The sequence below is a fragment of the Spirosoma luteum DSM 19990 genome, from assembly GCF_000374065.1.
GTDB lineage: Bacteria > Bacteroidota > Bacteroidia > Cytophagales > Spirosomataceae > Spirosoma > Spirosoma luteum.
Map to the genome: position 1 here is coordinate 605,187 of NZ_KB893245.1, position 19,589 is coordinate 624,775.

The window sequence follows — 19,589 nt, forward strand, 5'->3', positions numbered from 1 at the left end:
TGGGTAAAAAAATAGCGGTTAGATTAATTACTGGTTAGTTAGTCTACTTCTTCCGGAAACGGACACCCACCCGGCAATCGCCGACTTCGCCCCGCGCTTCGTCGCACACGTTTTCCTGAAATCCTTCAATCCGGCGACCGTCTTTCAGATTCAGGATGAATTTGAACACAAAATAGTCGTTCTGAACCACTTTGGTTAGATCAGTACCCGTAAACGCAGCCATCTGAGCCGCCGTTACGGTGAATGTTTTAGGGAATTGGGTAACGGTTTCGTACAGTTTGTCAGTTGCCACAACCCGGCTTGGCAAGGGAAACTGCGTAACACTCGGGTACAAGCCACCGGGGTTGGAGAGGATAATCGGGTAAGACGGATTGCCGGTAGCGGGGGCTTTTACAAACCCCAGATACACCTCGATGGAATTGACCTCGGCTTTGCCAAAACCCTCCCAGTTCAGGCTGTATTCAAACTCCTGACTCGCCAGATTAGCGGCTCCCAGATCGAAAAAGGATGTATTGGCCGTAACTACTGTAGGCAGGGCCGATTTGGCCGTATTCACCGCCACCAGCGGCACAGCGGTATAGGCCCAGTTTTCCCATTCGTACGTTTCGGTTTTACAGGCGTCCAGGGCCAGTAGTCCGAAGAAAGACAGATAAATAAGTATTTTTTTCATGAAGTCAGTTGATTATTTGTCCCAGAAAACGGGCGTAATTTGTTGAGCGGCCTGCAGTTTCTCCGCGTTATCGGACACGCTGCCGTTGGTAGACAGTTCGGTAACGGAGTAGCTCAGGCGCAGTGGAAAGGTGTTCAGTGGGGCAATGGGCGCGGCCAGCACGGGCAAATCCGTTCGGCGGTAGTCGTTGTAGGATTCGATGCCGTTACCAAATTGAGCAATGTACTTCTGGGTCATCACGGCATTCAGTTTACCAGCCGCATTGGCCGCATCATACTGAGCGGTGCGGCTTGCTACAAACGCTGTGATGGTAGCCGTGGGTAGTACGGGGGCCGAGTTGCCGCCCGATGTGGAAATGGTGTTAACGCTGTTCAGGTGCGCCGTAATTCCGTCCTGAAACAACAGCTTCGCATCGCCGGTAGTGCCCATGGTAAGGGCCGCTTCGGCCAGAATAAACTTGACCATCGCGTTGGTAATAAACGGAAATACACCCGCCCCGGAGCCATCCGTATTGGTCACGACCTTGGGTGCACCCGTAACCCCCGAATTACTGACGAACACATTGGCCGCCGTGAGGTTGTTGATGGGTGCGCTGTCATACAGCCCACCCGCCGGATACACGCCAAAGGTGGCTTTCAGGGCGTTGTCGTTGGGCGATGCCGTCGCATCGCCGGTGTAACGGCCAAAATAACCGTTGCCGGTAGGCGTAAACCCGACGGTGTAGTTCGACGTTTGCCGGAAGAAAAAGTAGCGAATTCGGGGGTCGTCGGTACCAAAAAGCCGTTCCATGAAGTTCTGACTCATGTAGTAGCTTTTACTGGCCTGGTACTCGGCCCGGTGCCACGGATGGCGGTTGGCGGGTGTTTCGGACGAGCCGAAGCGGAACGAAAAATCCTGGGCGTTGGTGCTGATAAGCGGGGCGTTACTGCTCAGCAGGGCCGCAATACCCGCCTTGGCTTTGTCGGGTTGCACCAGTCGGATCTGGTTGAATAGCTTCAATTTCAGCGAGTTACCCATCCGAATCCAGGACGCTTTGTCGCCTTTATAGATTAGGTCGGCGGTGGTGGGCTGGATGGCGAAGTTTCCCTTAGCCGCGTCGGCCAGACCGTCGTCGATAAGGGTGAATAGTTTGTCATAAATCACGTCGCCTTTCTCAAAGGCCGGGTCGGTTACGGTTAGCCCTTTTATGGCATCGGTATAGGGAATGTCGCCCCATAAATCAACCATCAGGCTGTAGATGTAAGCCTTCTGGAGTTTGGCGATGGACACATAGTCCCACCGTTGCTGTATGGTACCTTCGCGGATAATAATTTCGAGGTCGCCAAGCACCTGCGTGTACAGGGCGTTCCAGGATGCCTGATAATCGGTGCCCTCCTGAAAGTTGCGGCTGGTGTTAGTGGTATACAACTGCTGCGTCAGGATGGATGCTCCCACGTTTACGTCGCGCAGGCTACCCGCCATAGAAACCTGCGTGGCAGGCAAAATGAGATCGAGTACCGGCGTTGTGGGATTATTGGGGTCGCCATTGATATCGACAAAGTCTTTGCAGGAACCTGCCAGAAAGAGCAATCCCAGCAACGAAGCCGTTCGGATGGTATTGATGAAATTCATACGTTTTTTTGCTTATGGAGATTTTGTCCCAACTCCATTCCCGAACAAGAGGGGTGGAGTATAATGGGATGATCCGATTAGAAACTGAACCGCAGGTTTACACCCAATCGGCGCGTGGTGGGAATACCAATGAAATCAAAGCCCTGCGAGTTGCCAGACCCCAGCGAACTCACTTCGGGGTCGAAGTTGAGGTGCTTGGGGAAGTTAGGGGCCAGGTACCACAGGTTCCGGCCACTAATAGACAGGAAAGCGCCACCGAAGGGCGTTTTAGCCAGCCACGCTTTAGGGAACTGATACCCCAGCGATACTTCACGCAGGCGGAACACCGTAGCATCTAATATGTTGGCTTCGGCAGCACCACCGGGGCCAAAGCCGCCAGTGAAGTAGTAATCTGCCACGCCGATGCCAATGTTGTTCGGGATTTTTCGGCCCTCACCATCCAGAATCGGCTGTAACGTGTTTACGTTGCCCAGTACACCCGGCCCAACCAGAATGGCTTCCCGCTCTTCGGTATCTCTGGTGACACCCCGGCTCAGAAGCTCGTAGGCCGTAAACGAGTACATATCCCCACCCTGTTTCCAGTCGAACAGGGCATTTAGCGTGATACCCTTGAAACTGAACGTGTTGGTAATGCCCCAGATAAAATCGGGATTAGGATTGCCAACAGCTGTGGTGCGCCCAGATAGGATAGGCTTCCCCGTATTGGGGTTGACCAGGATATTGCCCTCGTCGTCGCGGGCGAAGGTTGACCCCCGAATTTGGCCGTAGGGCTGACCGGCAATATGGACACTGCCCAGGTCGGAGAAACCGCCATAGGGAAGTTCTTTCAGGTTGCCAATGTCGCGCACAACGTTGCGGTTCAGGGTAAAGGCCGACGAAATGTCCCAGCGGAAGCCGTTGGCTAACTTAACCGGGGTGGCATTCAGCCCAATTTCAATACCTTCATTAGTGGAGCGGCCCAGGTTGATTACCTTCTGGGTATAGCCCGTTGAGGGGGCCGCGTTCACCGTGAAAATCTGCGAGGTACTTTCCTTGTTGTAGTAGGTGATGTCCAGACCAAACCGGTTGTTGAAAAACTGGAGTTCAGTGCCCAGTTCGAGTTCGGTAATGAACTCCGGTTTAAGTTCGGCGTTGGCCAGCAGGTCGGATTCGGTCAGGGTACTCTGCCCGTTGAAAGGCGAGGCAATGGAGCCGGTACCCGAGCCAATCCCTAACACGGGATTGGCAATGTAAACCGTTTGGGTCTGGTAAGGCGTGGCTTCGTTACCCACCTTTGTGTAGCCCGCCCGGAGTTTACCAAACGAGAGTATATTCTTGGGAATCTTCAGGGCTTCGGTGAAAATCAGCGACGCACTGGCCCCGCCATACAGGTAACTCCGGTTACTGATGGGCAGCGTAGACGATATGTCATTGCGGGCCACGACGTTCAGGAAGGCGAAGTTTTTGTAATCCAGCGAAATATCGGTAAAGAAGGCGAAGTAGCGCTGCTTAAAATCGTTGCGGTTGTTGGGCAGCACGCGGGGAATGGTAACGCGGGTGTTATTGAGCGAGTTGATACCCCGGAAAATAATGCCATCGCCGAATACGACCTGCCGCTCGGTAAGCCGCTGGTTTACGTTGTTGCCCAGAATCACTTTCAGGCCAATATTCTCACTAATGGGTTTGGTTGCCGTCACCAGAAACGTATTGTCCAGTTCCTGCCGATAGATGTTGTCGGTGGTTATGTTACCGTTAGGGAAATAGTCTCCACCTTTTCCATTCACCGTTACGCGCCGGTCGGTGTAGGCATTGAAACCCACCGTGTTTTGTACATTAAGCCACGGCAGCACATCCACGCCAAGTACCACATTGCCGTAATACCGGTCCACCTTGCTGGTTGTGGGGCTGTTGGTCACCGACCAGTAGGGGTTATCGGTACCCACCCGGTCGTAAACGTTATTGCCGTTTAGCGGATTGGTGTTCGGGTAGCCGGTCAGGTCGTAACTGGTTGGTACAAACAGCAGAATATCCAGGATGGACGCGCCACTACCGTTGGCCGCTGTAACCTGGGGCGACACCTGCGCCGTATTGACGTAGTTGAGGGCGCCCCGAACGTAAAACTTATTGTCCAGCTGGGCATTGCCCCCAATGTTCACGCCCGTCCGGGTAATCTCGTTCTCAGGCACAACACCCTGATTCCCGGTCCGTGACAGTCCCACCGTTAGGTTACCCTTTTCCCCACCCGATGATACCGATAAGGCGTTCTCAAAGACATTACCCGTGCGAAAAAAGTTTTTGGCGTTATACTGAGAAAATGACTCATACGGCACCTGAACAGGCGTAGTGCCATCGGCTCCGTAAAACTGCGGGAATACCGACGACGGGTAGCGGTTATTGGTTGTTACGGGGTGCGGAATGGTTTGCCGCGTTGGAATAAGACTGGGAACACCCGGATAGGGAGGCCCCCAGGAGCCGAATACCCCGCTCCGGTAATCGAAGTTGGTGCCCTGCCCGTAGCTAGTCTGGTAATCAGGTAAGCCCGCAACGGTTTCGGCGGCATAACCCACGTTGTACGTGATTTCCAGCCCTTTTTTACTCTGACTTTTTCCGGCTTTAGTCGTAACAATGATGGCCCCGTTAGCCGCCCGCGACCCGTAAAGCGCAGCCGCTGCGGCCCCCTTCAATACGGTCATGGTCAGAATATTGTTCGGGTCAAGGTCGAAGGCGCGGTTGGTGGTCGTTGAGCCACCCACGAAGCCGTCGGGCTGGGTGAAACTGGAATTGTCGAAGGGTACGCCGTCTACCACAAACAGTGGCTGGTTGTTGTTGCCCAGTGATGAGTTGCCCCGGATTGTAATGTTAGTGGCTCCACCCGCGGCCCCACCCGAACCCTGCACGTTTACCCCCGCCACTTTGCCCGTAAGGGCCCGGAGGGGGTCTGGCTCCGACCGCTGCGCCAGTTTGGTAGCATCCAGGGTGCTGACGGAGTAGCCCAGCGCGTTTTTATCCCGCACAATACCGGCGGCCGTTACTACCACCTCGCTGAGTTGTTTGGTGTCGGCAGTCAGCGAAACATTAATAATTTGCTGTGAACCAACCACAACTTCTTTGGCTTCAAAACCAACGGACGAAAACACAAGCACCGCTTTCCGGTCCGGGGCTACTATCTGGTAGCGTCCGTCGGCATCGGTAACGGTTCCGGTAGTGGTACCTTTTACCGTTATGGTAGTGCCGGGCAATGGAGCTTTCTCGCCCGAGTCGCTCACCCGCCCACTCACTGTGCTGGTTTGGCACAGGGCATACAGCGGAATCAGCATGATAAACACTAGTATTCTTAGTTTCATATAATTTGGGATGAGCGTTAGGTAATGACAGAAATTACGGAAACGAGGACAAGTATAAAGAATAATAGACTGTTAAAAGTAGATTAAAATAAATAAAATTTTATCATACAGGTATAATTGAAAATATTTTATCTATTATACTATAAAATACAGTATAAAATAATAACTGGAAGAAAACGCTTGTTTCCGGTAGAGTAGAGCCAATTGCCCCTTTAACTCGTTTTTTGTCGAGTTAAAGGGGGCGGTCAAACAGCCTGCAACATGGCCCGGCAAGTACATCAGGCCACTCAGATTCTGTTGTCGAGCCATCAAGGGTGTTTCGAATTGCCATCGCGTTTTACCTGCTTCCCGTCGGAAAAGCCCGGTAGCCCGGTAGCGGCATAGCCGTATCCTCCCTCCGGAAAAATACCAGGCCTGAAAGTGAGTTCGGTACCCGAACACCTGGCTTACCATCACTTCACAGACGTTCGTGAGAAAAAAGGTGAGGTTCGTGATAGGAAACTAAACGTTTGTGGTATAGGCTAACCCGCCCCGGGCACAATGTTTCAACCGGGTCAGCCCAGCAACGTATCAATAGCCTGCTGCGCCCGGTCGGCACCGAAACCGGCCAGATTTTGTGCCATCTGCTGCTGAATGAGGTCATTCCCCAGGTTGCCGATGCTGCCTTCGTGGGTGTGGTGTAGCTGACGAGGGGGGGTGTAAGAATGTTCGGCAATTTCTTTGCCCACGGTACGGTAGGCTTCACGAAAGGGAACTCCCTGTAACACGAGTTCATTGACCCGCTCCACGCTGAACAGCAGATCGTACTTAGACTCGTCGAGCAGATTTTCTTTCACCTGAATGTGTTCCAGCATGAAGTCGGTAATATCCAGGCAATCCAGTAGCTCATCGAAGGCGGGCATCAGGATTTCTTTTAGCAACTGCATATCCCGGTGGTAGCCGGAGGGCAGGTTACTCATTACGAGTGTCACTTCCATCGGCAGCGCCTTCATTTTGTTGGTTTTGGCGCGCAGTAGTTCCGCCACGTCGGGATTCTTCTTGTGCGGCATGATGCTGGAGCCCGTGGTCATGGCATCGGGCAGGGTCAGGAAGCTGAAATTCTGGCTGTTGTAGAGACAAATATCCATCGCCATCCGGGAAAGGGTAGTAGCTATGGCCGCCAGTGCCGTCAGTGCTGTCTGTTCGGTTTTTCCCCGACTCATCTGGGCGTATACTACGTTGACGTGCATCCCTTCAAAACCCAGCAGCTTAGTGGTGAGGGTCCGGTTAAGTGGGAATGACGAACCGTAGCCAGCCCCCGAACCCAATGGGTTCCGGTTTGCCAGTCGGTAGGCTGTTTGCAGGGTGAGTACATCGTCGGCGAGGGCTTCGGCGTAGGCACCAAACCACAGCCCGAAGGAGGAGGGCATGGCAATTTGTAGGTGCGTGTAGCCCGGTAATAAGTCATCTTTGTGTTGCTCCGACCGGCTGATGAGTCGGTCAAAAACACGCTGAACGCTGTTTGTTACCTGCCAGAGCCGGTCGCGGGTGAAAAGCTTCATGTCCACCAGCACCTGGTCATTGCGCGACCGGCCCGAGTGAATTTTTTTACCCACATCGCCCAGTTTCCGGGTTAGCATCAGTTCCACCTGCGAATGCACATCCTCGATACCCTCTTCAATGACAAATTCTCCCCGCTCAACCTGTTGATAAATGACCTTCAATTCATCATTCATCATTTTTAATTCATCATTAGAAATGAGGCCAATGGTTTCGAGCATCTGCGCGTGGGCCAGGTTGCCCAGCACATCGAACGGGGCCAGGAAAAGGTCCATCTCCCGGTCGCGCCCGACGGTGAAGCGGTCGATTTTATCCGCGATGGCCGTGGATTCGGCGGGTGTACCTTCTTTTTGCCAGAGTTTCAAGAGAGAAAGAGTTTCAAGAGTGAAAGAGTGGATTGCCACAAAACCAGCACGTAAAAAGACGGGTAACCGCGCTGGTTTTGTGGCAAAGTTCGCAAAGAAAGTCCGGGAGGCAAAGAGCCCGTTCGTTTTCGCGATTGTTCGCTGGTAAAAGCAAGGCTGTTTTAAGGCATATCCACGTTCACCAGGTTATCGTCCGAAACGCGGTCAATCAACTTATTGTACGGGTCGATACCAGCTTTGACGGGTTTGCCTTTTACGGTTACCTCGATAACGTGCTCACCAGGCGTTAGGCTATGTTTCTGCATGTAGAGCGGCACTTTAGTGGTTAGCCCGTCTTTGTTTTTACCATCGGTGGTGAGCACGGCAATATCGACCAGGAGGGGCGCTTTGCCTTTGGCCAGTTCTTTACCGGTTTTGTCGTAATACTCCGTCGCCGTTTTTACGTGCAGTGTCACGGTGTACTTGCCATTACCGATGGCTTTCGCTTCGGCTTTGGTGATGCGGTTATCGTAGAGGGTTAGTTTCTCGAAATTATCCGTCAGCCAGCTTTTGAGCGAATCGGGCGTGGCGGCTTTCAGGAAACTGTACCATTCCAGCGAGGTCGTGAACGGGGCGCTTTGCCGGAATCGGGCCGCTTTCATGTAGTCGTTCATGGCCTGATTAACGCGGGCTTCACCAAGGTAATCCTGCAATGCATACATCAGCATGGACCCTTTCTGGTACCAGACGTAACTACGGGTGTCATTATCCAGCATCGTGGCTTCAAACTTATCTTCATTGGCCCGGCCACTCAGGTATCTGTCGAGCGCATACTTCAAAAACTTGGGCATAGCATCGGGGCCGTACCGCTCCTTGAGCACCATCAGGGCCGAGTATTCGGCCATCGTCTCCGAAATTTGATTGGCTCCGCGTGTCCGGCTGGGCATAATCTGGTGCCCCCACCATTGGTGGGCCACTTCGTGCGCCGTCACGTAAAAAGCGTAATCCGTTTTGTCCGGGTCATGGAAATCACCCACCCAGCCAAACTCCTCCGAATACGGTACAGTAGTTGGAAACGACTGCGCAAAAGCAGCGTAGCGCGGGAACTCCAGTACCCGCAACACCGGATACGGATAAGGCGCGTAGTTTTTGGTGTAATAACTCAGCGACGCTTTCATACTGGACACAAACCGATCGAGGTTGCGGTCGTGGGTAGGGTGGTGGTATACCTCCAGTGCAACCGCCTGGCCGTTTGGCCCCATCCAGGTGTCGCGTTTGACCCCGTATTTGGCCGAACACATACTGAAAAAGTAATCGGAGAAATCGGGAAGTTTGTACCGGAAGTACTTGCGGGGTTTTCCGTCGGGGCCGTTGGCGGTCCAGGTTTTTACCAACTGACCGGGCAAAATGCCCGTTTGGTCGGGGGTAGTGGAAATAGTACCCTCAAACGTAACCCAGTTCGCATCGTCGGTAAAGAGGAAATCACGCAGACCGGCGGGGTCATTCTGCTTAGGAAGCGTCCATTCCTTGGTGGGTAGTTTGTATTTCTTCCGGTACTTATCACTGGTTAACTCCTGGCTGTCATCGTAGCCGAAGCCGGGGAAAATACCCACGTTGAAAAATGTTCCGTTGCTCACCACATCCCGGCTGTTGCTGTTGTTGGCGAAACCTACATACTGCCCCGAAACGATCATCTCCATCCGGGCCGTGTCGCCGGGGTTCAGGGTTTTGGGGAGTCGGTAAATGGAATAGCCTAAGTCGGTATCGTTCAAAATTTTGACTGGTTCTTTGCCATCCACCAAAAACTTGGTCAGTTGCCGATGGAAGTTATCTGTCGGCATCGTAAAATGCAGGGAGTCGATGGGTTGGTTGCCCTTGTTGACGATGAGAAACTGCCCCGCAGCCAGAGCTTTGAATTCATCCGGGAACACATCGACGGTCAGTTTCGCGCTGGTAATTTTTGGTTGCAGCGCGTTGGCGTATTTATGGTATGTTTTCTCGAACGTGGCTGATTGTTCGCGCTGCTCATCGGCGGAGAGGTAGCGATTCTGCACGCTGACATTGGTGTAAATCCACGCTCCCGTACTAACAAAGGTCACCAGACACAGCGCGAACAGGGCCATAGATCCGCGCCCGATACGCTGCCGGGCCAGTTGCCAGCGTGCTTTGAAACCGCTGTCGGAACCCCGGTTCCAGAACCACAACGCCAGCACCAGCAGTAACCCGCCGAACGCGTACCAGTAGACCCGAAACGAGAATAAACCGGTCAGGTAATGCCCGAAGCCGTTCAGGTCCGAAATCTGCACGTTACCCCCCGAAAAGGGTAGGGCCAGCCGGTAGCCGAACTCGGCAAACTGGGGTACTGCCCAGATAACAATGTACACCGCCAGCGTAACGATATGCCCGACAAACTTCTGATTGACCAGCGTATGCACGAAGAATGCCAGCATCACGTATTGAAAATACTGCGTGAAGGCAATGCCAAGCAGGTCGCGGAGATACAACCCGAACTCATAGTTGAAATAGCCTTTCACGGTTTGATTGACCACGCCCGAAACCAGTACCAGCCCGCATAGCAGCAGGCAAACGTAGGTCATAGATAGCAGTTTAGCTCCGTAATTCATCCAGTCGGGCACGGGCAGGGCATCGGCAATGGTGTCGTAATGCACCACTTTATCGCGGTGAACGACCTCGCCGGTGTAGAAGATAATGACAATCAGCACGAAGAAGAAAAACGTGCCGTTGCGGGCTTCCAGCATAGCGTAGGTTGTTGGCAGGGAAGGCGTACCGTAAATCTGCGACCCGAACCACCCATCCAAAAACAGGAATAAAACGGCACCCAGCATAATAGCGATGAAATAAGGGTCGCGGATAATACTCCGAAACTCCAGCCCGGCCTGCCCCAGCATTTGCCGGATGTAAACGCCCGTACTAAATACCGGTTTGGGCGTGGGCAAACTCGCCAGTGATGGAGCTACTTCGCTAACGCCTTCCTCTTTCACCCGCCTGCTTTTTCCCAGTTTTACGGCCAGAAACCGGGCGAAGCTAAACCGGAACAGTGTTGCCCCAAACACCAGCAGCGCCACACCAAACCAGATGAGTCGGTTGGTGAGTAAATCACCCTCCAGCGGGGCCAGCAACGCGTTTTGCTCCACCGGCGACCAGTATTTGGTAGCAGCATCGTAGGCATAAGAGCCAAACGGGTCGAGCAAATTGACGAGGTGTTTGTTCTCTAAATCCTGCGACAGCGTAGAGCCCAGCAGGTAAGCAATGAATAGCAGAATACTGCCTGCGTAGGTCGTAAACACCTGCCGCGAGAAGGCCACCAGCGCGAAGAAGATGCTACCCACCAGGAACATGTTGGGTAAAACGAACAGCAGAAACGGGTAGGCATAATCCCGGAAACGTATCGGGCCGAAGCGTTCGACATTATCCGCTAAGTTAAAAACCGGCCCCAGTAGCGAGCCGAGAACAATGCCCAGCAACCCAACGAGCATGATGCCCAGCAACACCACGAAGGAGCCCAAATATCGCCCCAGAATGTAACCCCGCTCGGTAATGGGAAAGCTGAAAAAGTAGTTTTTAGTGTTGTGCTCCACATCACGGTACACGGGTACACCCATAACTGCCGAAGCCACCAGCATCCCAAAAATGGTCATCACCACCACAAACTGGCTGACCGCGTAGGGCGAGTTGATATTCGTTTTCTCCGACGCGGGGCCATTACCATAAATGACAAAGAGAAACGTAAACAGAAACAGAATCAGGGCGTAGAGGTACGTGGCCGGGCGTTTGAGTCGGTAAGCGAGTTCAAAGCGGAAGATTTCTGCGAACATGGGGGATTAGTATTTGGCGTGAGGAGTGAAGGATACAATTCGTCGTTATCTTAGCTGTAGTTAGGTTTTTTAAACAGTGGCTACTTCCATTTTCTCCGAAATCTTCGCGAAGTACACATCCTCCAGGTCGGGGGAAACGGAGTCGAAATCAGCCAATGGAATATCGCTGTAGGCATGCAGTCGGGTTTTTCCCCCTTTGAGCTGGGTCGAAATAATCCGGTGTGACTGGCGGTACGTTTCGATTTCTGATTTCTCCACCGATTTCTGCCATATCTTTCCGTTCAGGTCTTTTACTAGTTCGTTCGGGTTGCCCGTTGCCACTACCTCGCCGAGACAGATAATAGCCATGTCGGAGCACAGATTCGTAACATCCTCCACAATGTGCGTGGATAAAATAACGATGGTGTTCTCCCCAATTTCGGCCAGCAGGTTGTGGAACCGGTTTCGTTCGGCAGGGTCAAGTCCGGCGGTGGGTTCATCGACGATGATGAGCCGGGGACTGCCGATGAGGGCCTGGGCAATGCCAAACCGCTGTTTCATCCCACCCGAATACGTGCCCAGATTTTTCTTCCGAACATCGTATAAGTTCACTTTCTGCAACAGACCCTGTACCAGCGCTTTGCGCTCACTGCCATTGGCTATTCCCTTAAGCGAGGCAATATGATCGAGCATGGACTCGGCCGTAACGCGTGGATATACGCCAAATTCCTGGGGTAAGTAGCCCAGTACCCGACGCACTGCGTCTTTCTGCGTCAGTACATTCAACTCGCCACCATCGGACAAACCCGTTAGCCGAATGCTGCCGCTATCCGCTTCCTGCAAGGTGGAAATGGTCCGCATCAGGGACGATTTACCCGCGCCGTTCGGGCCAAGCAAGCCAAACATGCCCTGTTTAATGGTGAGTGAGAGGTGCTGAAGTGCGCGCACCCCATTGGAGTAGGTTTTGGAGAGACCGTTGATTTCGAGTTGCATATAAATGACAGGGGATAATTTGTCGGAAAGCCCTTACAGACAAATATGTTGACTATACGCGAAATATAATGTTCTATTTTTGCAAACGGTCAGGATTGAGCTTTGAGAGGTAGAAATAAGTAGTGCTGAGTGCTTTGTAAGAAATTTAGCCAGGGTTGGCAGGCTGTTGGCGGCCCAGCCACCAGAATCCACCCGCCGATACCAGGCTAATTCCTGAGACAGCCAGCCAGTGGACTGAAAACCCCGCACTGGCCACCACCAGCGACCCTAAAGCGGGGGCGGCTGTTTGGGCCAGGGCGCCCCCCATGGCGTACAGAGCCAGGTATTGCCCCCGCGTAGCCGGACTGGCCCGCTCAACCGTAAACGACTGCAAAAAAGGCATAACCAGCATTTCGCTGGCGGTGACGAATAGGATGTAGAGCAGGGCGATTACTGCTCCTGCGGACGAGATTCCGTAATAATTCTGGAAGCCGGACAGGGCCAGAACGGCGTACGAAACCGCCGTCAGCAGAACGCCTAGTATAATAAGATCTATCTTGGACCGTTTCTGCTCTTCCACAGTATAAACCAGTGCCATCTCGATAGCTACCACCAGCAGCCCGTTCAGGGTCATCAACAGCCCGATGGACCCTTCACTCAGGTGCAGCCGCTCCTTGAAAAACAACGGTACCATCGTAAATAACTGCATGAAGGCAATCAGGTACAGCGTGTTGCAGACAACGAAGGCGATAAAAAATGGGTCGCGGTGGGGTAGCAGAGCCGGCAATACCGGTTGAACGTGGGTCAATTCCGCCGAACTTCTTGTCTGTCTATCCGCCGGGCTCTCTGTTGGTATGGGCAGATATAGCCACAATACGATACCAGCAGCCACACAAGTTAGCCCGTCGACCCAGAACAGCAGGTTGTACTGGATGCTGGCCAGCCAGCCACCCAATCCTCCCCCCACGGCCCAGCCGAGGTTGATGGCCAGTCGGTTAAAGGAGAAGGCCCGCGTGCGCGTTTCGGTGTCGGAGTAGTAGGCAATAGCAGCCTGATTGGCCGGGCGGAATGTATCGCCCAGCAGTGTGAATGTAAACACACTCCCGCACAGCAGGTAGAAATCCGTGACGAACTGAAGCAGAATCAGGGCTATTCCCCCCGCCAGCAAACTAAAGACCTGAATGGCGTGAAAACCGATACGGTCCGTGAGCCGACCGCCGAGGAAGGTACCCACAAAAGCACCTGCCCCGTACACGGCCATCACCGTGCCCGCTTTGGTTACGGAGTAGTGCAGTTGCTGCGTGAGGTACAGTGTCATAAACGGTAGTACCATCGTGCCACATCGGTTGATGAGCATGACTCCCGCCAGCAGCCACACCGACGGCGACAGGCCCCGGTACGCCCGCTGGTAGAGAGACACTGTTCGCTGCAACATGGGCGCAAAAGTACGACGAACCGAGTTTCCTAATACTTGTTATTCAGGGAGAGAAATGAGCGGACTGTTTCGGTAAAACTCAACGCGATTTCCTGCGGGCATCCGGCTCTTCGCCGGGGGCGACAAATATCTTTTTATCGGTAATGAGTGGGCGGTGCTCTTCCAGAAAGGCTTTCAACTGCCGGATTTCCTCTAATTGCCGGTCGATGGGGTGCGTGAGGGTGTAACTTTCTACGTACACATCGGTAAAATCCGTGATAACGTATTCCATGAGTTTGATGCCTTTGCGCTTGAGGGCGTGGAGGTACAGGTTCTGGTGGTTGAACAGGTACCGGTCTTTCTGATACGAGCCCGTCGTCTTTAAATCCACCGCCTTGAATTTGCCAATCAGGTCGACGTACCCGTAAAACAGCACATCCTCAATTTCCCACTGGCAATACACCTGCGTATCCACAATGGGGCGGGGGAGCAGCTTCCGCACCTTGTTGACGATATCGGGGTCGAACCGGGCTTCATCCGTGCCTTTCACGATGGCTTCTTCAAACGAAGTGCCCCGTTCCTGCGCTACTGTGGTGGGTGTGGGCACGCGGTTAATCGAATCAATCAACGCCTGAACCGGCATAGTACCAGCCTGCAGGTAGCGGGAAAAATTATTAAGTAGGGAAGGATAAAAGCGGTAGTTTATAGACACAGGACTGTGGTTTTACGTCAATCAGTTTCCAACTAAAACCGACGGATGACGTAGTTAGTTTTTCACTACCAGCAACACCCCCGCCACAATCAGGCCGACACCCAGCATCCGCCAGCCGTTGGCCGGATGGACCGCAAAGTTTAGCAGGCCGTAATGGTCCAGCACAATGGCCGCTGTCAACTGCCCCGCCACGCTCAGGCTGACCAGATTGGCCGTTCCTATTTTCTGCACGCTGACAATGACCGTTATCATGTAAACGGCACCCATTACGCCCCCCATCCATTTCCACCAGCTTACCTGCCTGATTACATCTACAGTGGGGACCGAGCCGCCCGATGCCAGCAGCATCAGCATCAGTGCCACCAGCCCGGAACCGAATGAAACGACGGCAGCCAGGACAGGGCTGGACAGGGCCTCACGCAGGTTAGCGTTTACACCTGCCTGAACGGTAATGGCTATACCAATCAGGAAGGCAAAGAGCAGAAAAAGCACATTCATGCCTGTAAAGGTAGGAAACCGTGCCATTGGAATGCAGTACCCAGTACTGATTTTCAATGGCACGGCACATTGGTGCAATAAGTACAGGCTGTAAAGTACTCTACGCTTACCGCAGACCCCTGTTTTCATCGTAATTATGCCTGTGACATTCTTCCCCTGAGCCTGTTGCTGATATGGGTTGGTAGTGCGCTCTGCTTCGTTTTCATATAGTTTAAACAGGCATACTGCAACGAAAACAGGAATTTGGTTGTACAGCGTATAGCTGCTTATGGAAACGTACTGGTTATAATACTGGCTACAAATCCCTGTGGGTGGCTTTTCTGCCATTACTGGCTCCCGGACAAATCATTAAAGCTCATGCGTACATTATTTCTTGCCCTTTTATTGTCGACCTCTTTTGTCGCCATTGCTCAGGATACCAAACCCGCCCAGCCTGCAAGACCCTTCAAAGTGAAAATTGGCGGAGGGTATGCGCTGCCTGCTTACCAGTCTACGAATGCCAGTGATAGTAAGGGTGGGTTTTTGTATATGATTGAACCCCAGTATGAGATAGTGAAAAACCTGGATTTGGGCGTTCGGCTGGAGCAGGCACTGGTGAAGCGGGCCGAGGTTCTGGGCAACGTTATCTACTATCAGAGCAAAGCCAACGCTGTCTCATCGGCTTTGGTGACGGCAAATTATACCATTCCTGTCGGGAGTTCACTGCGGGCCTATCTAGGCGTGGGAACGGGCCTGTACTACGTTGATGCCAGCGAGCAGATTAACCAGACAATCCGTTATCCCCTGCCCGTAACAACTACCCTGGGGGGTATGGGCCGGGTGGGGGTCAAGTTCAGCCTTGTGTACCTCGAAGCCGACTATAATCTGATTGGTGATACAAACGTGACCAACAACGCCAGCCGACTCACGCTAACGGCTAAAAACTCGTATTTCAGCGTAAAAGCGGGTATCACCATCGGCGGTTCACGCTGACAGAAAGGGAACGGGCGGGATGAGAGACACAAATTAAAAGGCGCAGGAAACCAACTCACCTCTTTCAACTGCACTCATCAAGGAACATGCAGCAACAGAAACATTTCGGCCGCGTGCCAGGCGTGGGTGAATGCTAACTTCTGTTTTGCCAGGTCTTTCTCCAGCACGGTCATGCCGGGATAATGGGCATCGCTATCGTGCTGTTGCCAGCTAAGGGGATAGTCGACGGTGCCCACCACTCCATGCTTCTGGTTACTGAAGTGATCGTCTGCCCAAACGTAATAGGGAGAATTGATGGCTATCTTTTTGTCGAATTCCGGCCCGGCTACGTGTTCATTCCGGTACGCCCACCAGAACAGTGACGAATAACTATCATACTGGTTGGGGATATTGTACGGGTCGGGCAAATCGAGCGATTTCAGCCCATATTTGAGCCATTTGGTTTGATAGACCGGGTGTTCGGCATCATCGGTCTGACCAGCCACGTAGCTGCCCCGCCGAAAACGGCCCGCCGAATCCAGTACCGCCTGCACAACAGGATGTTTTTTGTCAGAAACCAGGGACACTAAAAAAAGCACCTGACCGAGATTGTCGACTTCAGGAATCCCGTGGTTGTTGCGGTCGAATGGCTTGTTGATAGCCATAATCCAGTCCTGAATCAGGGATAGGTTATGGGTTTCCCGCAGTACCATAGCCATCACTGCCGCATCCCGATACCAGGGTTTGAGATACACCAGAAAGTTAGGAACAGGGCGGCCGTGAATGACGTTGATAAGGACTTCTTGATGCAATACCCGAAGTATGGGGCCCCAGGGTTGTTTGGCAAAGCCGGGTAGGTTCAGTTGGGAGCGGGTGCCCGGAATTAATTTTGGTTTTCTGGGCGGCTGGAGCAGCCAGACACCGCTTTCATTTTCCCGAATCTGGATTTGTTGCCCGTCGGTCAATACCAGATGAACGAGGTATTCCGACGGAACAATGATTTCTTCCTTTACCCGCCACTGTTCCTCTATGTTGCCCGTCAGGGCATTAATCAGGCGTCCGTTGCGGTAAATGAGTTTAAGCCGATCACCCATACCGAACAGGAAAAACGGCAGGTTGGGTAGTTCGCGCAGGGCTGTGTGTTCACGCCGAAGACGCGTCAGATTATCCCGATACACCGTCAGTGCCCCGGCCGGGTCGGCATGTACTGCCGGTGGAATGGGCTTCTGGGCCTCAACCGATAGGGTAATTGCCAAAAAAAGAAGGAACCAGGGGAGAGACATAGACCGGTAAAGGTACCCATTTTGTTCGGTGAGTCAGTGTCTGAATCGGGTTGATTCAACCGCAAATCGACTGGTTCACTGGATAAGTCTTTATGGCAAATTAACGCTGTGTGCTTATCTTGCTCCATTGTTCTGTGTACCCGTTTAATGTACAACGTTCTCGTTTGCGCGTCCCGGCGATTACGTTTAAAGCAAGAGGCTTCTAGTCAATGAGTTTAGCAAACGTCGACCTGTCCAACTGCGACCGGGAGCCTATTCATATTCTTGGTCAGATTCAGTCATACGGCTACCTACTGGCCATCCATCCTGAAACGTATACCATTGTCCATGCCAGCGAAAATATCGCTGACTTGATTGGTATGTCTGCTACTCAGGTGCTGGGACAGCCGCTGGAAGATGTAGTAGTTAAAACAGCCCTGCCGGCAGGGAGGCTGATGGCATTGCTGAAAGCAGACGACCCAGATAGATCGTGGGAAACCCTGAATCCCTACCCGATGACCGTGAATGGTCAGTCGTTGAATTTGGTTGTCCATCAGCACGAACGACTTATTGTACTGGAATGGGAACCTTCCACCGACACCCACGATGCCGGCAGCAGCCTTGCCTTACTGAATCAGCGACTGATTACGGAATCGCTTACGGAAGTGCAGGCCAGTCAAACCCTGACCGAACTGTTGCAGAATACGGCCCGCCGGGTAAAGGCGATTACGGGTTTTGACCGGGTAATGGTGTACCGGTTTAGTGCCGATTGGCATGGGCAGGTAATTGCGGAAGAAAAAGAGGACCATCTGGAGCCGTTCCTGGGCCTGCACTATCCCGCATCCGACATTCCGAAGCAGGCCCGCGAGTTGTATAAAGTCAATCTGGTTCGATTAATTGCCGATGTGGGCAGCACCCCATCCCGAATTCTGTCGCAGCCCGACTGGCCTGACGATAAGCCGCTGGACTTAACACATTCGGTGCTGCGGGCGGTATCACCCATTCATATCGAGTACCTGAAAAATATGGGCGTGCAGGCTTCCATGAGTATTTCGCTGATATACCAGGACGAACTGTGGGGACTTATTTCCTGCCATAACACAATGCCCCGTTTTGTTGATTATCCGGCGCGTAGGGCGGCCAAATTCGTAAGTCAGCTTTTGTCCGTAGCCCTGGAGTTTCGTAAGGATAAAGAGGACCTGGCCGCCCAGCAACTATATCAGCAGGCCGGACAACGGTTGCACGAGCAATTATTACTGAGCGATACAATTGTACGGGCCATTACCCAGTTCCCCACCACGGCACTGGACGTGACCAATGCTACCGGAGCCGCCCTGCTGTTTGATGGCAGGCTTTACTTACTGGGGCAGACACCCGACGAACCGGCCATTCGCGCCATGGCCGACTGGATGGGTACCACGAATACGACAACATCGCTGGAAACCAGTCAGCTCCCAAGCCTGTACCCACCGGCAGAGGGGTTTAGGGAAGTAGGCGCGGGTTTGCTGGCTATTGTGCTGTCGCGGGAGCTGAACGAATATCTCTTTTGGTTCAAACCGGAGCGGATTCGGGAAGTGTCGTGGGCGGGTAATCCGAATAAGCCCATCACGTTTAACGATAGTGGTGCTGGGAAAATAAGCCCCCGAACCAGTTTTGCTACCTGGACAGAAATGGTCCGTAACACCTCAGCGCCCTGGAGCAAAGCCGAGGTATCGGCGGCTGTTAAGCTGCGCGATGATGCCTTGCAGATTGTGAACAAACAGGCCAACGAAATTCGTATGCTCAATCAACAACTGAAGCTGGCCTACGAAGAACTGGATGCGTTTAGCTACACCGTTTCGCATGATTTGCGAACGCCCCTATCGTCTATCCGGTGTTATTCCGAAATTCTGCTCGAAGAGTACGGGCAGGACCTCGTTCCGGATGCGCACTCGCTTCTTAACAAGGTAATCGACTCAACGGACAAGATGCGTCGCCTGATCCGGCACATACTGTATTATTCGCGGATGGGCCGTAGTGAACTGGATACCCAGTATGTAGACATGGATAAACTGCTGAACGATATCCGGGAGGAAATTATGGTAGCTGCCCAGGGGCGTTCACTACGCCTGGAAATAGGCGATACCCCGTCAATTTATGCCGATCAGCTGATGATTCTTCAATTGTTCACGAATCTGCTCGGCAATGCCGCCAAATACACAAAGCTGGCACAGGATGGAGTTGTCAAAGTGTCTGGTTATCAGAATGATACCGAAGTGGTTTATGCCGTAGAAGATAATGGTATCGGATTTGATATGAGCCAGGCCGACAAAATGTTTGACCTGTTTAAACGGTTAGAGAATGCCAGAAACTTTGAAGGAACCGGCGTTGGCCTAACCATTGTCAAACGCATCATCGACCGGCACCAGGGTAAAATCTGGTTCCAAAGCGCGCCAAACAAAGGCACAACTTTTTTTGTTTCATTCCCAGTAAGGTAGC

12 protein-coding genes are annotated in these 19,589 nt (G+C 52.8%); 2 read left to right on the forward strand and 10 right to left on the reverse strand.

The window, feature by feature from the left end; genetic code table 11:
- Nucleotides 1-43 precede the first annotated feature (43 nt).
- From B156_RS0102570 to B156_RS0102610, 9 genes are all read right to left on the reverse strand, one after another.
- On the reverse strand, nt 44-670 hold the full coding sequence (locus B156_RS0102570) for a hypothetical protein (protein WP_018618054.1): 627 nt from the start codon (nt 668-670) through the stop codon (nt 44-46).
- A 12-nt stretch (nt 671-682) separates the two neighbouring features.
- Nucleotides 683-2,281, reverse strand: coding sequence for a SusD/RagB family nutrient-binding outer membrane lipoprotein (locus B156_RS0102575; protein ID WP_018618055.1), 1,599 nt, complete (start codon nt 2,279-2,281; stop codon nt 683-685).
- Nucleotides 2,282-2,358: 77 nt separating this feature from the next.
- Nucleotides 2,359-5,604, reverse strand: coding sequence for a SusC/RagA family TonB-linked outer membrane protein (locus B156_RS0102580; protein ID WP_026260547.1), 3,246 nt, complete (start codon nt 5,602-5,604; stop codon nt 2,359-2,361).
- 554 nt (nt 5,605-6,158) lie between these two features.
- Entirely contained in the window at nt 6,159-7,508 is a 1,350-nt protein-coding gene (argH, locus tag B156_RS0102585; RefSeq protein ID WP_018618057.1) for an argininosuccinate lyase, read from the reverse strand.
- 161 nt (nt 7,509-7,669) lie between these two features.
- Nucleotides 7,670-11,323 carry an ABC transporter permease/M1 family aminopeptidase gene (locus B156_RS0102590; protein WP_018618058.1) on the reverse strand — a complete coding sequence of 1,218 codons (3,654 nt, stop codon included), beginning with the start codon at nt 11,321-11,323 and terminating at the stop codon, nt 7,670-7,672.
- Nucleotides 11,324-11,392: 69 nt separating this feature from the next.
- A complete protein-coding gene (locus tag B156_RS0102595; protein ID WP_018618059.1) occupies nt 11,393-12,295 on the reverse strand; it encodes an ABC transporter ATP-binding protein in 903 nt (300 codons plus the stop codon).
- Nucleotides 12,296-12,440: 145 nt separating this feature from the next.
- A complete protein-coding gene (locus B156_RS0102600) occupies nt 12,441-13,709 on the reverse strand; it encodes an MFS transporter (protein WP_018618060.1) in 1,269 nt (422 codons plus the stop codon).
- Nucleotides 13,710-13,788: 79 nt separating this feature from the next.
- Complete coding sequence (locus B156_RS0102605) at nt 13,789-14,400, reverse strand: hypothetical protein (protein WP_018618061.1); 612 nt, start codon at nt 14,398-14,400, stop codon at nt 13,789-13,791.
- A 54-nt stretch (nt 14,401-14,454) separates the two neighbouring features.
- Nucleotides 14,455-14,898: a DMT family transporter gene (locus B156_RS0102610; RefSeq protein ID WP_026260548.1), complete on the reverse strand. Its 444-nt coding sequence runs from the start codon at nt 14,896-14,898 to the stop codon at nt 14,455-14,457.
- A gap of 357 nt (nt 14,899-15,255) precedes the next feature.
- Between B156_RS0102610 and B156_RS0102615 the strand changes: the two genes are divergently transcribed.
- Nucleotides 15,256-15,870, forward strand: coding sequence for a porin family protein (locus B156_RS0102615; protein WP_018618063.1), 615 nt, complete (start codon nt 15,256-15,258; stop codon nt 15,868-15,870).
- Between the two features lie 77 nt (nt 15,871-15,947).
- On the opposite strand, the gene B156_RS0102620 is transcribed toward B156_RS0102615, so the two are convergent.
- Nucleotides 15,948-17,105 (reverse strand): hypothetical protein, encoded by a 1,158-nt coding sequence (locus B156_RS0102620; protein ID WP_245563670.1) that lies wholly within the window; start codon nt 17,103-17,105, stop codon nt 15,948-15,950.
- Nucleotides 17,106-17,341: 236 nt separating this feature from the next.
- On the opposite strand from B156_RS0102620, the gene B156_RS0102625 reads away from it, so the two are divergent.
- On the forward strand, nt 17,342-19,588 hold the full coding sequence (locus B156_RS0102625) for an ATP-binding protein (RefSeq protein WP_018618065.1): 2,247 nt from the start codon (nt 17,342-17,344) through the stop codon (nt 19,586-19,588).
- The last annotated feature ends 1 nt before the right edge of the window (nt 19,589 follow it).

Bases quoted from the DNA above. Each gene is read 5' to 3' on its own strand.
- B156_RS0102580 (WP_026260547.1), bottom strand. From the start codon at position 5,604: ATGAAACTAAGAATACTAGTGTTTATCATGCTGATTCCGCTGTATGCC.
- B156_RS0102595 (WP_018618059.1), bottom strand. From the start codon at position 12,295: ATGCAACTCGAAATCAACGGTCTCTCCAAAACCTACTCCAATGGGGTG.
- B156_RS0102625 (WP_018618065.1), top strand. From the start codon at position 17,342: ATGAGTTTAGCAAACGTCGACCTGTCCAACTGCGACCGGGAGCCTATT.
- B156_RS0102575 (WP_018618055.1), bottom strand. From the start codon at position 2,281: ATGAATTTCATCAATACCATCCGAACGGCTTCGTTGCTGGGATTGCTC.
- B156_RS0102610 (WP_026260548.1), bottom strand. From the start codon at position 14,898: ATGAATGTGCTTTTTCTGCTCTTTGCCTTCCTGATTGGTATAGCCATT.
- B156_RS0102600 (WP_018618060.1), bottom strand. From the start codon at position 13,709: ATGTTGCAGCGAACAGTGTCTCTCTACCAGCGGGCGTACCGGGGCCTG.
- B156_RS0102570 (WP_018618054.1), bottom strand. From the start codon at position 670: ATGAAAAAAATACTTATTTATCTGTCTTTCTTCGGACTACTGGCCCTG.
- B156_RS0102590 (WP_018618058.1), bottom strand. From the start codon at position 11,323: ATGTTCGCAGAAATCTTCCGCTTTGAACTCGCTTACCGACTCAAACGC.
- B156_RS0102615 (WP_018618063.1), top strand. From the start codon at position 15,256: ATGCGTACATTATTTCTTGCCCTTTTATTGTCGACCTCTTTTGTCGCC.